The 15,816-nt window shown below is 66.0% G+C and carries 8 protein-coding genes, 1 tRNA gene and 1 pseudogene; 6 read left to right on the top strand and 4 right to left on the bottom strand.

Going from position 1 to position 15,816, the window contains the following annotated elements:
• Window positions 1–3: 3 nt before the first annotated feature.
• Window positions 4–3,312 (top strand): ATP-dependent DNA helicase, encoded by a 3,309-nt coding sequence (locus LQ955_RS03810; protein WP_231028023.1) that lies wholly within the window; start codon window positions 4–6, stop codon window positions 3,310–3,312.
• A 16-nt stretch (window positions 3,313–3,328) separates the two neighbouring features.
• On the opposite strand, the gene LQ955_RS03815 is transcribed toward LQ955_RS03810, so the two are convergent.
• A complete protein-coding gene (locus LQ955_RS03815; RefSeq protein WP_231026899.1) occupies window positions 3,329–4,381 on the bottom strand; it encodes a phosphotransferase in 1,053 nt (350 codons plus the stop codon).
• A gap of 62 nt (window positions 4,382–4,443) precedes the next feature.
• On the opposite strand from LQ955_RS03815, the gene nudC reads away from it, so the two are divergent.
• Complete coding sequence (gene nudC / locus LQ955_RS03820) at window positions 4,444–5,454, top strand: NAD(+) diphosphatase (RefSeq protein WP_231026900.1); 1,011 nt, start codon at window positions 4,444–4,446, stop codon at window positions 5,452–5,454.
• Window positions 5,455–5,552: 98 nt separating this feature from the next.
• Window positions 5,553–7,253: an ATP-dependent helicase gene (locus LQ955_RS03825; protein ID WP_231028024.1), complete on the top strand. Its 1,701-nt coding sequence runs from the start codon at window positions 5,553–5,555 to the stop codon at window positions 7,251–7,253.
• Between the two features lie 4 nt (window positions 7,254–7,257).
• On the opposite strand, the pseudogene LQ955_RS03830 reads toward LQ955_RS03825, so the two are convergent.
• Window positions 7,258–8,010 (bottom strand): annotated as a pseudogene (locus tag LQ955_RS03830) (TOMM precursor leader peptide-binding protein); the annotation flags it as partial.
• A gap of 76 nt (window positions 8,011–8,086) precedes the next feature.
• Entirely contained in the window at window positions 8,087–9,448 is a 1,362-nt protein-coding gene (locus LQ955_RS03835) for a zinc-dependent metalloprotease (protein WP_231026901.1), read from the bottom strand.
• Between the two features lie 178 nt (window positions 9,449–9,626).
• On the opposite strand from LQ955_RS03835, the gene LQ955_RS03840 reads away from it, so the two are divergent.
• From LQ955_RS03840 to LQ955_RS03850, 3 genes are all read left to right on the top strand, one after another.
• Window positions 9,627–10,685: a YlbL family protein gene (locus tag LQ955_RS03840; protein ID WP_231026902.1), complete on the top strand. Its 1,059-nt coding sequence runs from the start codon at window positions 9,627–9,629 to the stop codon at window positions 10,683–10,685.
• A gap of 316 nt (window positions 10,686–11,001) precedes the next feature.
• On the top strand, window positions 11,002–13,896 hold the full coding sequence (locus LQ955_RS03845; protein ID WP_255713767.1) for a UPF0182 family membrane protein: 2,895 nt from the start codon (window positions 11,002–11,004) through the stop codon (window positions 13,894–13,896).
• 152 nt (window positions 13,897–14,048) lie between these two features.
• A tRNA-Met gene (locus tag LQ955_RS03850) sits at window positions 14,049–14,122 on the top strand.
• A gap of 163 nt (window positions 14,123–14,285) precedes the next feature.
• Here LQ955_RS03850 and LQ955_RS03855 read toward each other — a convergent pair.
• Window positions 14,286–15,635: an LLM class flavin-dependent oxidoreductase gene (locus LQ955_RS03855; protein WP_231026903.1), complete on the bottom strand. Its 1,350-nt coding sequence runs from the start codon at window positions 15,633–15,635 to the stop codon at window positions 14,286–14,288.
• Between the last annotated feature and the right edge of the window lie 181 nt (window positions 15,636–15,816).

Below are 15,816 nucleotides of genomic sequence, written 5' to 3' on the forward strand. Positions count from 1 at the left end.
AACGTGGCGCCCGGGCCGAATCGCACTGCCGGGCATCCGGTCACCGCGAGGCTGAGTGCCACAACCATCGCAGACGCTCTCGGCCTGCCCCGACCCACCGCGCAGCAACGCGCCGTGATCGAGGCACCGCTCGGCCCGAGCATCGTCATCGCCGGCGCGGGGAGCGGCAAGACCGAGACGATGGCCAACCGGGTGGTCTGGCTGCTGGCGAACGGCCTCGTGTCGCCGACCGAGGTGCTCGGCCTCACCTTCACCCGCAAGGCCGCGGGGGAGCTCGCTCAGCGCATCCGCTCGCGTATCGACCAACTCGACGCCGCGCGGCTGACTGAGATCGAGTTCGATCCGTTCGACGCCCCGACAGTCGCCACTTACAACTCCTTCGCGAACACCATCTTTCGCGACAACGCCCTGCTGATCGGGCGGGAGGGCGACTCGAGCATCTTGAGCGAGGCGTCGGCGTGGCAGATCGCCCGGCGGTTGGTGACGGCGAGCACGGATGATCGGTTGCTCGATCTCGATCGTTCACTCGACTCGATCACCGAGGCCGTGCTTCGCCTCAGCCGCGCCATCAGCGAGAACGTCGTCGATCCTGCCGACGTGGTGGCCATGGCCGGCGAGTTCTCGCTGCTCGGCGCACTGCCGACGGGCAAGACCGGGGCGGCGGCATCGACCCTAAACGCCGTGCTGCGCGACAGCATGCAGACCGTCTCCGGTCTGCCGGTGCTGGTCGACCTCGCGGAGCAGTTCGGTCGCGAGAAGATTCGGCGCGGGTTCGTCGAGTACTCCGACCAGGTGGCGCTCGCCTTGGCGATCACCGAGCGGGTGCCGCGTGTGGTCGATGAGTACCGGCGTCGGTATCGGGTCGTTCTGCTCGACGAATACCAAGACACCTCAGTCGTGCAGACTCGATTGCTCGCGCGGCTGTTCGCCGGGCATCCGGTGATGGCGGTCGGCGACCCGCATCAGTCGATCTACGGCTGGCGCGGGGCGAGCGCCGCGAACCTGGCGACCTTCGCACTCGACTTCACCGGCAACGCGGCGGGCGCGGCCGAATTCGCGCTGTCGACGAGCTGGCGCAATCCGGTGCACGTGCTCGACGCCGCCAACACGCTGGTCGCGCCGTTGACGGCGGCGTCGCGGGTCGCCGTGCAGCGGCTCGAGGCCCGGCCCGACGCCGGGCGCGGTACCCTCGACGCGGTCTTCGCCGAGACGGTGAACGACGAAGCGGCCGCCGTCGCCGACTGGCTCGCGCTGCAGCTTGCCACTCCGAACGCCAAGGGTGAAACCCGGTCGGCCGCCATGCTCTGCCGCTCGATCAAGAAGATCGACGCGTTCACCACCGCCCTCACCGAGCGCGGGATTCCGTTCCACGTGCTCGGGCTGGGCGGCCTGCTCGAAGAGCCCGCGGTGGCCGATCTCGTGTCGGCGCTGCGGGTCATCTACTATCCGAGCGCGGAGTCCGAGCTCGTGCGCCTGCTCACCGGGGCACGCTGGCGAGTCGGGGTGCGCGACATCTACGCCCTCAGCCGGGTGGCTTCGTGGCTGGCCGAACGTGACCACCGGTTCAGCCCGCTCGGCGACGACGTGAAACAGCGGCTGCGATCATCCGTCGCCCCCGACGAGGGTCGTTCGCTCGTCGATGCGCTCGACTTCGTCGCAGAAGCGCCCGACGGGCACCGGATGCTCGACCAGTTCACCGAGGCAGGGCTCGAGCGGTTGCGGGCGGCGGGCCGGCAGCTCGCCTCGCTGCGCACCAGAACCGGACTCGACTTGCTCGACCTCGCCAACCTGGTGAAACAGGAACTGCTGCTCGACATCGAGGTGGCCGCCAACGAGCGCTCGTACCTCGGTCAAGCGAGCCTCGACGCGTTCTCTGAGCAGATCACGGCGTTCGTGGCTGCCGATTCGACGGCCGGGCTCGGTACGTTCTTGTCGTGGCTCGACGAGGCGGAGAAGCGCGACAAGCTCTCGCCCCAGTCCGACGAGCCCGAGCCCGGCACCGTGCAGATTCTGACCATTCACGGCTCGAAGGGCCTGGAGTGGGACACGGTGGTGATTCCGCGCCTGGTCGAAGACGAACTGCCGGGCCGGCCGCTCAGCAAACAAGGCTGGCTCGGTTTCGGTGAGCTGCCCTTCGAGTTTCGCGGCGACACCGCCGAGTTGCCGTTTCTGCCGTGGCGCACGGCGGCCAGCCAGGCCGAGTTCGCGGCGTCGAAGGGTGTCTTCAGCGCGCAGATCGTCGATCAGTTCGCCGACGAGCAGCGGCGACTCATCTACGTTGCGGTGACCCGTGCGCGCGAGGGCCTGCTGCTGGCGGGATCGTTCTGGTCGACCCAGCTGCAACCGCGTCGGCCCGGGCTGTTTCTGCGCGAGCTCGCCGAGCACGGGCTGATCGACGCGGATGCTCTTCCCGATGCTCCCCGGCACGACGAGAATCCGCTGCCCGCCATTCAGCTGCTCGTGCCGTGGCCGCTCGATCCGCTGGGTTCGCGTGAACCGCGTGTACGCGCCGCGGCCGACGCTGTGCTCAGCGCAGACCCGAGCGCTCCGAACGCCTGGACGCACGACATCGACCTGCTGCTGGCCGAACGACGGTCACTGCTCGAAGAACAGCAGCTGGGCATCCCGACCCGCGTCGCCGCGTCTCGCTTCAAGGATTACGTCACCGATGCCGAAGGGGTCGCCCGCCAACTGCGTCGCCCGATGCCCGAGCGGCCGTACCGCCAGACCAGACTCGGCACACGGTTTCACTCCTGGGTCGAGAACCGCTATTCGATGACCGGTGGCTCGGAGCAACTCGATGCCGCGCTGACGGAGCTCGATGGAGCGGACGAGGCGGATGACCGGCTGACGTTCGACGACTCCCTTATCTCTGGCGCGCGAAGCGACGTCGAGTCGTCGGATGCCGGGCCGCTCGATCTCGAAGACGAAGCTGCTCTTGCTGCGCTGCAGGTCACATTCGAATCCTCACCGTGGGCGAGCGTTGCCCCCGAGGAGGTCGAGGTCGAGATTCATCTGCCGCTCGGCGACAACATCGTGATCTGCAAGATCGACGCGGTGTTCCGGCGCGGTGACCGTTTCGAGGTCGTCGACTGGAAGACCGGGCGTCCTCCCGCCGACGCTGACGATCTCGAGGTGAAGCAGCTCCAACTGGCCCTGTACCGTCTGGCCTACGCGAAGTGGCGCGGCATCGATCCCGACCTGATCGACGCCGTCTTCTACTTCGTCGGCGTAGATCAGATCATCGTGCCCCAGCGCCTCTATTCCGAAGGTGAACTGCTCGACCTGTGGAGGCAGACCGCCGTTCGCTAGTGCCGCTCGCTCTCGGTCAGTCGTCGTCGCTGATGCGGGCTGCGTTCGCGTGGTCGCGGGCAGAGACGGGTTCGGGGCGCGGCGTGCTCTTCAGCATCTCTTCGACCTCGTCAACCGCCATGACACGGCCGGTGTCGGTCGAGAGCGGGTTCACGAGGTCGGCTTGTGCTGTCGTTGCGAGTCCGGCGAGCATGCCGACCGCGTCGTCGATGATCGCGCTGTCACGCAGGTCGGAGCCGTGCACCAGCCATTTCGCTATTTCGAGCTCGGCGTACAGTCGCGCGCGCTTTCGCAACTGCCGGTCGACCGGCCCGAGCCGGCCCGTGTTGTAGCCCGCGAACACGCGGGTGGCCGACTCTTCGCGCGAGACAGAGCTGAGCCAGTACAGGTCGGCGGCGGGATCACCGACTTTGAAGTTCGACCAGTCGAGTATTCCGGTAACGTGCTCGCCGGCGATCAAGAACGATTCCGGGCCCAGGGCGCCGTGGATGACCGTGGGCTGGAACTGCCAGAGCGCGCTGTCTTCGACCGCCAGCGACCAGCGGGTGAGTAGTTCCGTGGGAACTCTGCCCGTGGCGGCCGCGCGGTCTTTTACGGTTCGCGCCGTTCTGGCGGCCTCGGCCGCGCTCTGCACCGGAAGCCCCGCGTCGGTGATGACCGACGTGGGAAGCGAGTGGATGGCCGCGATGGCCCGCCCGAACGACTCGGCGAGCTCGACGCTCACTTCGAGGCTGTCGAGCGTGGCAGGGTAACCCGGAATGTACCGGTAGACGATTCCGCGTGTCTCTCCGATTGGCGCCTGCCCGAGAAATTCGGGCGCCTCGAACGGCAGCCGCTTGCGCGAGCCGCCGGTGAGCGCTCGCAGCGCCACCAGATCGCTCGACTGCTCGATCTCGGCCTCGCGGGCTGTGGGAACACGCACGACGAGCTGGTCGCCGCCCCGGATGTTCAGCAGCGCCGAGTCGAAGCGGCCACCTTGATCGTTCGACAGCGGGGTGGTCGATACCACGTCGAGGCCAGCGACTGCCGCAGTGGCGAGCGCGGCTAGAGTGAGAGAAGATCTGGCCATGCCCTCAGGGTACGGCCGGCTACTGCGCTCGCTGGCTTTCGCCACGCACGATTGGTCAACCCATGCTGAAGACTTTGCTCACCGAGCTGCCCCTGTCTCGTTTCGAGATCGACCGCGATCACGCGACGCGGGCGCTGCCGAACCTGTTCGAGACGCTCTGGGCCGACGAGACGACTCGAGTGCTCGCCGTCAACAACGGAAAAGCCCTTCTCGCCTCCGGTCACGCGAGCGAGACGGACTGGGCTCGCGACGCGCAACCCGTGGGCGGCGACCTGCCCGCCGAGCATCCGAAGCTCGCGTTCGTGCCTGCATCGGCGGTGCCGTCGTTCGAGCTGCGGATATACCTCGGCTTCTCGATCTCGACTACTGCAGTCGAGCCCGTCGGCACCCGTCTTGTCGCTGCCGTTCTCTCTGACGAAGCCGCCCATGACCTCGAACCCGACGAGTCGCGCTGGGTGAACCTGCGTAATGTCGCATCGACGCTCGACGATCGTGACGCCGGGGCGTTCACCGAGACGCTCGGCATCATGAACTGGCATCGCTCGCACACACACTGCCCGCGTTGCGGGGCAGCTACGGTCGTGGAGATGGGCGGTTGGGTGCGGCGCTGCCCCGTGCAAGACATCGAGATCTTTCCGCGCACAGACCCGGCCATCATCGTGGGCATCATCGACGCGCACGACCGCATCTTGCTCGGTTCGAATGCCCTGTGGGAGAACAATCGGTACTCGCTGCTCGCCGGTTTTGTCGAACCGGGGGAGTCGCTCGAGGCGGCCGTCGTTCGTGAGGTCTTCGAAGAGTCGGGAGTGCGCGTCGTCGACCCCCAGTACCTCGGTTCGCAGCCGTGGCCGTTTCCGGCGTCGCTGATGTGCGGCTTTCTCGCCCACGTCGACCCGGCGACCGCCGACAGTCTTCTGCTGCCCGACGGTGAAGAGATTCTCGACGTGCGCTGGTTCAGCCGTGAAGACCTGACCGACCCGGAACGCGCCCCCCTGCTGCCCGGTTCGGCATCGATCGCCCGCTCGATCATCGAGCACTGGTACGGCGGACCGATCGCCGCCGAAACCTGGTGACGGTGGCGCCAGGAACCGAACCACCGCGCGCCGAACCATCGCGCGCCGAACCACCCGCCGCGGAGCCGTCGGGCGCCGAGCCACCCAGCGCCGATGCGCTGCTCGCCGGCCTCGACGCCGAGCAGCGGGTCGTCGCGACGACCCTGCTCGGGCCGGTCTCTGTGCTCGCGGGAGCCGGCACGGGCAAGACCCGAGCCATTACGCATCGCATCGCCTACGGCGTCGCGACCGGGGTGTTTCCGCCGAACAAGGTCATGGCACTGACCTTCACCTCGCGTTCGGCTGCAGAACTCAGAGCTCGGCTTCGCCCTCTCGGCGCCGGGGGAGTCGCCGCACGAACTTTTCACTCGGCGGCCCTCTCCCAACTCAATTTCTTCTGGCCGCAGGTCGTCGGTGGAACGGTTCCGCGTCTCATCGACAGCAAAGCCCGGGTGCTCGGGCAGGTCGCCGAGCAGCTCAAGCTGCGCATCGACACTGCGACGCTGCGTGACCTGGCCGCAGAGATCGAGTGGCGCAAGATCTCCAATCTCACCATCGAGCAATACGAACGAGCCGCGCGAACGTCGAGGGCTCAGCCCGGCTCGCTGACGGTGCAGCAGGTGCTCGAACTGCAGGTGGGGTACGAGAGCATCAAAGACGAGCGCCGGCAACTCGACTTCGAAGACGTGCTGCTCGCGACAGCCGGCATGATCGAGAGTGAACCCTCGGTAGCCATGCAGGTGCGGGAGCAGTACCGCTTCTTCGTGGTCGACGAGTTTCAAGACGTTTCGCCCTTGCAATACCACTTGCTGTCGCTGTGGCTGGGCGACCGTCGAGACCTGTGTGTCGTCGGCGACGCCAGCCAGACCATCTACTCGTTCGCCGGCGCACGCGCGGACTTCTTGCTCTCGTTCGCCTCGCAGTTTCCGGCGTCGGCCGTCGTTCGACTCGAACAGAATTATCGCTCCACCCCGGCGATCGTCGACACCGCTAACCGGCTCATGCGTGGCCGGCCCGGTGCCCTCACTCTGCGTGCCGCGAGCACGGTGACCGCCGGCCTGCCGCCGACGATCACGGGCTACCCCTCCGACGCGGCGGAGGCGCGCGGTATCGCGGCTGCGATCGCGGCCCTCATCGCCGACGGCACTCGGCCGCACGACATCGCCGTGCTCTACCGCATGAACGCCCAGGCCGCGGCGCTCGAAGGCGCTCTCGCCGAGGCGAATGTTCCCTACCAGATTCGGGGCGCACAGCGCTTCTTCGACCTGCCAGAGGTGAAGCAGGCGGTCATGTCGCTTCGCGCCGCGTCGGTGTCGATCATGGGTGAGCCGCTCTTCAAGTCGGTGAGCGACGTTCTTCGCTCGCTGGGCTGGTCGCAGAGCCCGCCAGAGGGCCGCGGCGCGCTGCGCGACCGCTGGGATTCGCTGAATGCGATCATGGGCCTCGCCGAACAGCAGCCACCGCGAACGACGTTTCGCGCTTTCACCGACGAACTTCTCGAGCGGCAGTCGGCACAACACGAACCGACCCTTGCGGCGGTGACGCTGGCGACCCTGCACTCTGCGAAAGGGCTCGAATGGCCGGTGGTGTACGTCGCCGGCCTCTCGGAGGGGCTGGTTCCGATCTCGTACGCCACCACGCTCGACCAGATCGACGAAGAACGCCGCCTGCTCTACGTGGGCATCACACGGGCACGGCAACGGCTTGCCCTGTCATACTCCCAAACGGGCGCTGGCCGGTCGCAGTCCCGGGCCCCGTCACGCTTTCTGCAAGAACTCGGCACCCGCACTCCGGATGCACGCTCCGCCGTGTCTCGGTGACGACGCCGGTTTCGGCGTTCACGTGAATCACCGCTCCCGGCGTCAGGCCCCTCGCGTCACCCGCGAGGTGGCTGCGCACGAGCCGCGCAGTGATGGCGGTCACTGACGCCACGAGCAACGGTTGCTCGGTGGGCGCTTTTCGGCCCAGTAGCTGGCTCGCAATGGCCGGCCAGGACGGGTCGCGCTCGATCGCCCAGCGTTCCACGCAGTGCAGGCATGGCCCCTCGCCCGGGGTGACCAGCGGCCCGATTCGGGCTTCGTGGTCGCTGAAGACCACGGGCAGATGCACGATGTCGCGGTTGAGCCAGCGCGCCGAGACGGTGGGGAGAACGGCCCAGGCGCTCACGATCACGACGACATCGGGCTCGCTGTCGAGAGCGGGCGGAACGCCGGTCTGCCCGACGAGTTGAGCGAACAATCGGCGCAAGCTGGTCGCAGCGGGTGAGTCGCCCTCGACGTCGATGCGAGCCGCCCGGAACGGCGACGCGCGCCGCGCGTCGAGCGCTGGCTCGAGGCGTTCTAGGAACCGGAGCGCCGGGTCGTGCCCGCCCTCACTGGTTTCTGGCCCGCTGCCCTGCGCGAGCATCCGGAGCCCGTCGATCGCCACGCCGACCCTGAGGGCATGCAGCATTCGTTCTTCGGTGCGCGAGATGCTCTCGAAGCGCACGCGGGCGGTATCGACGCCGATCTGCGCGGAGGTCGGCGAACGCCAGACGAGGGGAAAGCGAGGGTCGAGCCGGTAGCTGTGAAATGTCATGCACCCATGCTGCCCTCAACAGCAAAACGGCCCGCGGAGTTATCCACACGCCGTCTTGCATGAGGGAAGCAGCGGGCTACACGACGGGTGGTGCTGGCGTGTCGTCGCCGGTGCTCGCCCCGCCCGACTCCTCTTCGCGAAAGAAGTCGGCGATCGCCTGATCCATCTCGTCGGGCTCCGGCTCGCCCGCGAGCAACCGCGCCACGAGGCCGGCCGGGTTGTCGATGTCTTCGGAGGTCGGCACCACGTCGGGGTGCGACCAGAGGGCATCACGCCCCTCGGCCCCCACCGCGTCAGTGACGGCCTGCCACATGGCGGCCGCTTCACGCAGACGGCGTGGGCGCAGCTCGAGCCCTACCAGCGTCGAAAACGCTGATTCGGCGGGGCCGCCCGTCGCCCGGCGGCGACGCACGGTCTCGGCGACCGCGTCGCGCTTGGGCAACCGCACGGTCGCAGCGGCCGTGACCACGTCGACCCAGCCCTCCACGAGCGCAAGCGTCGTCTCAAGCCGCGCCAGCGCCTGCTCCTGGGCCTCGCTCTTCGGCGGGATGAGCGCGCCGCTCACCATCGCCTGCCGCAGTTCTTCAGGGTTCGACGGGTCGAAACCGCTCGCCAGCTCTTCGAGCCGGTCGGTGTCGATCGAAATGCCGCGCGCGAACTCGGTGATCGAGCTGATCATGTGCAGTCGTAGCCACTTCGCGTGCCGAAAAAGCCTCGCATGGGCGATCTCGCGCACCGAGAGGTAGAGCTGCACCTGGTCGGGCGCAATGTCGAGACCATCGCCGAACTCCGCGAGATTCTGCGGAACCAGCGCCGCCTGCTGGTCGCTCAGCAGCGGGATTCCCACGTCGCCGCCCGACACCACCTCGGTCGACAGCTGCCCGACCACCTGGCCGAGCTGCATGGCGAAGAGCGCGCCGCCGATATTGCGCATCAGCTGGCTGGCTCCAGCCATCATGCCCGAAAGCTCTTCGGGCGCCTGCTCTTTGAGAACGCGCGTGAGGGCGTCAGCGATGCTCAGGGCCACGGGCTCGGCCAGCTGCGTCCACACCGGCATGGTCGCGGTCACCCACTCCTTGCGGCTGAGCAGCTTGGGAGTGGCCGCCAACTCCGTCACGAACGTGACTTCGTCGAGCCAGAGTTCGGCAACGTGCAGGGCCTGTTCGAGGGCCGAGCGGATGCCCGGGTCGATCGACACCGCATCTTTACCGGCGATCTCCTGCGCCGCCTCGAGCGCCACTTTCCAGTCGACACCGTCACCGGTGTGCTGCATGGCGCGCTGCAATTGCCGCATCAGCTGGGCCACTGCGGCCGGGTCTGAGGGCAGCCCGGCAGCGCTCGCCAGTTTCGACGGGTCGAGGTCGGAATTGCCCGACAAGAACTGGCGCAGCATGTCGGCGAACTCGTCTTCGGGGTTCTTGTCTGGTTCGTCGCTCACGGTGCCGTACTCCCGGTTGTCTCCATGGTGCCTATCAGCAACCACTTCTACGCTAACCCGTGGCCCATCAGCCAAGCTGGGATTTCTCATATGCTGGGGTGCCGACGCGTGCGCCTGTGGCGAACAGCGCTGCAGCTCGCAGCACAGAGTCGGCGAGTGTATGAAACGAAAGGGCGACGTGAGACGGCGCAGAACCATCGGCTGGGTCAGCCTTATCGCAGCCCTGGCGCTCGCTCTCGGAATGAGCTTCATTCCGTCGCCCTATGTCATCGAACAGCCCGGACCCGTGTTCAACACGCTCGGCACGAGTTCGCACGACGGAACCGAGACGCCACTCATCTCGATCAGCGGCGCGCCCACTTATCCCACAGCCGGCACCCTCGACATGCTCACGGTTTCGGTCGTCGGTACTCCGCAGAGCCTCCCCAGCTGGGCTGAAATCGTGGGGGCGTTCTTCAACCAGACCAAGGCCATCGTTCCGGTCGACGCCATCTACCCTCCTGACGTTTCGGTCGATGAGCAGAACCAAGAGAACCAGACCATGATGGTCGACTCACAGCAAGAGGCCATCGCTGCCGCGCTGACTAATCTCGGCATCGCCTTCACGACCCAGATCACCGTGGCGCAGCTCGCCACGAATTCGCCGGCCACGGGCATCCTGCAGGTCGGCGACACCATCGATTCGGTGAACGGCACAGTCATCACGAGTGTCGACGGGCTCCGTGCGGCCGTGACGGCGAACGGGGATGCCCAGCCGGCCAGCATCGTCATCACCCGTTCTGGCGCCCAGCAGACCGTGCAGGTCACGCCCGTCAAGGCCAGCGACGGAAGCATCCTGCTCGGCATCGGTGCCGGCGCGACCTACACGTTTCCGTTCGACGTCACGATTCAGCTCGACAACGTCGGCGGCCCGAGCGCCGGAATGATGTTCGCGCTCGGCATCATCGACCAGCTCACTCCCGGCCAGTTGAACGGCGGCAAGAATGTCGCGGGTACGGGAACCATCAGCGCCGACGGCACGGTCGGCGCCATCGGGGGTATTCGGCAGAAGATGTTCGGTGCCGTCGCCGCCGGAGCGAGCTACTTTCTCGCGCCGGCGTCGAACTGCGACGAGGTCACTGGGCACGTGCCGAGCGGCCTCCGGGTGTTCGCCGTCAAAACGCTCACCGACTCGCTGACCGCTTTGAAAGACATCAGCACGGGCACAGGGCTCGACTCGCTGCCCACCTGCAACTGACCCACCCCCACACCGACGGAAACCATCGCCCCAACCCTGCCGAAACCGTCGTCGCGAGCGGCCGCTTCATAGGGCGCTGAAAGATTCGTTACCGACGCGTGACTGAAGTGTCAGGGCTCTGGGAGGTTGGCGAGGCTGACACGCAGCAACGGTTGTCTAGGATTAGCTGACATCCACAGCTAACTCAAGAGGCCTTAACGTGACTTCCTCCTCAGTGCCTTCTAACGGCGGGCCCTCTAACGGCGGCCCGAACTCGGGCGGCTCGACTGGCGCGCAGAACGGCGCAGGCAACCCGGCGCGCAGGTCGAGAACCGTCATCGCGATCGCCATCGCCATCATCGCGGTTCTCGCGATTCTGTTCTTCGTCTTCACGAACCTCTACACCGAGGTGCTCTGGTTCAACCAGCTCGGCTACCTGAGCGTGCTCACGACGCAGTGGGTCGCCGGTGGCGTCATGTTCTTCGTGGGCTTCTTCGCCATGGCCATCCCGGTGTTCGTGAGCATCGATCTCGCGTTCCGGTTCCGGCCGGTCTACGCGAAGCTCAACTCGCAGCTCGACCGCTACCAGCAGGTCGTCGAGCCGCTGCGGCGCCTGGCCGCCTTCGGCATTCCGGCACTGCTCGGGCTGTTCGCCGGCATCGCCACCGCCACGCGCTGGCAGGTCGTGCTGATGTACCTGAACCGAACATCCTTCGGCCAGACCGACCCGCAGTTCGGCCTCGACATCTCGTTCTACGTCTACGACCTGCCGTTCTGGCAGAGCGTCGTCGGCTTCGCCTCGGCCGTCGTGCTGCTCTCGGGTATCGCGGCGCTCGCGACGAGTTACCTCTACGGCGCCATTCGCTTCGGCCAGCGCGAGGTTCGCATCTCGAAGACGGCGCGTATTCAGATCGCCATCACCGCCGGCGTCTACCTGCTGCTGCAGGGCATCAGCATCTGGCTCGACCAGTACGCCACGCTTACATCGAGCGGCGGGCTGCTGACGGGTGCTTCGTACTCCGACGTCAACGCCACGATTCCGGGCCTGCAGATCTTGTCGGGAATCGCCATCCTCGTGGCCCTTCTGTTCTTCGTCGCGGCCTTCGTAGGGCGGTGGCGTCTTCCTGTCATCGGTACGGCGCTGCTCATCGTGAGCGCGCTCATCCTCGGCTCGTTGACGCCGTGGGTTGTTCAGCGCTTCCAGGTCGATCCGTCGGAGCGTGCCCTCGAGGCTCCGTATCTGCAGCGCAATATCGACATGACACGTGACGCGTACGGCGTCGCCGATGTAGACACGATTCCGTACGACGCCACCACCACGGCTCAGGCCGGTGCTCTACGTTCCGACGCGGCGACCACCTCGAGCATCCGGATTCTCGACCCCGCGCTCGTCTCGAGCACCTTCGCCGCTCTGCAGCAGTTCAGGCAGTACTACCAGTTTCCGACCGATCTGAACGTCGACCGCTACGAAGTGAACGGGCAGAGCCAAGACACGGTCACTGCGGTTCGCGACCTCAACCTCACCCAGCTGGGCACCTCGGCGAGCTGGTACAACCAGACCGTCGTCTACACGCACGGGTACGGCGTCGTCGCGGCCTACGGCAATCAACGCTCGGCCGACGGCCAGCCCGTCTTCGCTGAGTCGGGCATCCCGAGCACCGGCGTGCTCGGCACCTACGAGCCGCGCATCTACTTCGGCGAGAATTCGCCGACCTACTCCATCGTCGGTGCGCCGGCAGGGTCGTCGCCGACCGAGCTCGACTACCCGTCGGGAACAGCGGATGCCCAGCAGACCTACACGACCTTCAGTGGCGATGGCGGCCCGAAGCTCGACAACATCTTCAACAAGCTCGCTTACGCCCTGAAATTCCAGTCGACAGAGATCTTTCTCTCGTCGGCTGTGAATGACGACTCGCAGATTCTCTACGACCGTGACCCAGCAACACGCGTGTCGAAAGTGGCGCCGTACCTCACCATCGACTCCGACCCGTACGCGTCGGTCGTCGACGGCCGCGTCGTCTGGATCGTCGACGGCTACACCACGAGCGCGAACTACCCGTACTCGAAGACCGAAGGGCTGAGCGCAGCGATCGCCGACACGTACACGCCGAAACCGGGGTACGCGGTCGACAACAACATCAACTACATCCGCAACTCGGTCAAGGCGACGGTCGACGCCTACGACGGCAAAGTCACGCTCTACGCGTGGGACAGCACCGACCCTATCTTGCAGACCTGGCAGAAAATCTTTCCGGCCACGGTCAAGCCGATGAGCGACATGAGCTCGCAGCTGATGAGTCACGTGCGTTACCCGGCCGACCTGTTCAAGGTGCAGCGCGCCATTCTCGGTCAGTACCACGTGACCGATGCGGGTTCGTTCTACTCGCGCGAAGACGCCTGGACCACGCCGAACGACCCCACCTCGTCGGCGACGAATCCGACTCTGCAACCGCCGTACTACCTCACGCTGCAGATGCCGGGTCAAGACCAGCCCGAGTATTCGCTGTATTCCACGTTCATCCCGCTCACGGGTGAAGACACGTCGAAGAGCCTCAACGGCTATCTGGCGGTCGACTCGAACGCCGGAGACGTCGCGGGGCAGAAGTCTGCCGACTTCGGCAAGCTCAGGCTGCTGACCCTGCCGAAAGACGCCACTGTGCCCGGCCCCGGTCAAGAGCAGAACAAGTTCAGTTCCGACCCCACCGTGTCGCAGGCACTCAACCTGCTGAAACAGGGCTCGACAGAAGTGCTGAACGGCAACCTGTTGACGTTGCCGGTGGGTGGAGGTTTGCTCTACGTGCAGCCGGTCTACGTGCAGTCGCGTGGTGAGACCAGCTATCCGCTGCTGCAGAAGATCCTCGTCGGCTTCGGCGACAAGATCGCCTTCGAAGACACCCTCGACGCCGCTCTCGACGACCTCTTCGGGGGTGACTCCGGAGCGACAGCCGGAGACGGCAGCACGCCCACCACGCCCTCAACGGGCGCCGGAACCGGCACGGGCACGACAACGAACAATGCGGCCCTCCAGCAGGCTCTCGACCAGGCTCAGGCCGCTCTCACGGCTCGCGACGCCGCCCTGAAGGCAGCCGACTGGTCCGCCTACGGGGTTGCGGATGCCCAGCTCAAGGCTGCGGTCGACGCCGCCATCGCGGCCAGCGGTGGTACCGCCGCGACGCCGGGAACCGACAGTACGGCGACCCCCACGCCCACTCCGACCTCCACCGGCGGATAGCGAGCTGCTTCGTGCCGCACGAAAGAGTGTTTTCCGGACGAGAGATGCCGTTTGAACTGCATCTCTCGTCCGGAAATGCCGCTCTCATTCGCGTCACTTCGCGCCCTGCGGTCACGAGCACTCATTCCGTCTGGTAGTGTTATCTCTTGTGCCGCGGGGTGGAGCAGTTCGGTAGCTCGCTGGGCTCATAACCCAGAGGTCGCAGGTTCAAATCCTGTCCCCGCAACAAAATGAAAGAAGCCCGGCCACATGGCCGGGCTTCTTTCATTTCCACAAGGAGTCAGGGGAGGGCGCCCCGCAACGCAGTGCAGCTTTGGGTGATCCGCCCGCAGCTACGCACAAGAGTATGCGCAAGACCTCTCAGGTCTCGTCGGGGGCTCCGCAAAGCTTCATGATTGACCATCGTCTGCGGTCGGAGTCTGGTCGTACTTCGTCAGGCCCAGGTGATCGCGCAGGTGGGCGCCGGTGTACTCGGTGCGGAATGCTCCTCGGCGCTGGAGTTCGGGCACGACCAGCCCGGTGAAGTCTTCTACGCCTGTCGGGTAGTGTGTCGGCACAGCGAGGAATCCATCGCAGGCTCCGGCTTCCCGCCATTCCTGCATCGTGTCCGCGATAGACGCGGGTGATCCGATCATTTTGAGGTAGCTGCCTTCGGCGAAATACCGTGCCGTCTCAATGACCGACAGGTTCTGGTCTCGGGAGACGGACATGATCGCTTCGCGGTGCGACTTTCCGGCGTTCGACTCCGGCAGCTCTGGCACGGGCGCATTGAGGTCGAACTCCCTGAAGTCGACTCCGCCGGCGAGCGGCTTCAGATTGCTGAGCGCCAGGTCGTCGGGGATCAGGGCCATCATTCGAGCCGCCAACTCCCGGGCATCCTCGTCGGTCGTGCCGACGATCGGCGTCATCCCGACAAGGATCTTGATTTTCTCCGGGTTGCGGCCGAACCGTACAGCGCGGGCGCGGATGTCGTCACGAAACGCCTTCGCTTCGACGATGTCGGACTGCAGGGTGAACACGACGTCTGCCGTACGGGCGGCTAGTTCTCGACCGGGTTCGGATGACCCGGCCTGAAAGATCACCGGGCGCACCTGAGGGCTTCGGCCGGTGGTGAGTGGGCCCCGAACTGTGAAGTGTTCGCCCGCATGCTGGAGAAAGTGCATCTTCTCGATGTCGAAGTAGGAGCCCGTTTTTTTGTCTCGGGTGATCGCGCCTTTCTCCCATGATTCCCAGAGGCCCGTGACGACGTCGACGAATTCGCTCGCACGTGCATAGCGGGCGGCGTGTGCAAGGTGGGCGTCGAGGCCGAAGTTCTGGGCCTCGTCTTCGTTGAACGAAGTCACGAGGTTCCAGCCCGCTCTGCCGTGGCTGAGAAAGTCGAGGGTCGAGAATCGCCGCGCCAGGTTGTAAGGGTCGTTGAAAGTGGTGGTGGAGGTCGCAGCGAGCCCGAGGTGCGTGGTCACCATGGCGAGAGCCGGAAGAACCATGGTCGGGTCGAAGTGGATCGACCGCGGGTTCGCTGCGCCGTACGTGTCGCCGGCGAGAATGTCGTTGCTGCGGCGGACGGCGGCTTGGTCTTCGAAGAAGATGGCATCGAGCTTGGCTTCTTCCGCGAGTTTTGCTGCTCGTACGTAGTGCTCAATAGTGAGGTCGAGTTCTGGAACGGCATCAGGCAGGCGCCAGGCGCCGAGGTGATAGCCGGGAAAGAGGAAGAGCGCCAGGCTCAGCATTTTGGTCATGAGGGATCCTTTTTTGGGGTTGATTGTGGGCCCGGATACACGGGCGACTCGGGCCGACGGTGCGGCCGCAGGGAAGTGGGTTCGACTCGCCGGACATGTCGTGGGGACGAGGATGATGGCCGTGCCTGAAGGGTGCCGGGCGGTCCAGGCCGAGGCGTCACAGTGACCAGCCGCGACGGAG

The organism is Subtercola endophyticus, assembly GCF_021044565.1.
GTDB lineage: Bacteria > Actinomycetota > Actinomycetes > Actinomycetales > Microbacteriaceae > Subtercola > Subtercola endophyticus.

Excerpts from the sequence above, each read along its gene's own strand:
- LQ955_RS03855 (WP_231026903.1), bottom strand. The coding sequence starts at position 15,635 with ATGACCAAAATGCTGAGCCTGGCGCTCTTCCTCTTTCCCGGCTATCAC.
- nudC (WP_231026900.1), top strand. The coding sequence starts at position 4,444 with ATGCTGAAGACTTTGCTCACCGAGCTGCCCCTGTCTCGTTTCGAGATC.
- LQ955_RS03815 (WP_231026899.1), bottom strand. The coding sequence starts at position 4,381 with ATGGCCAGATCTTCTCTCACTCTAGCCGCGCTCGCCACTGCGGCAGTC.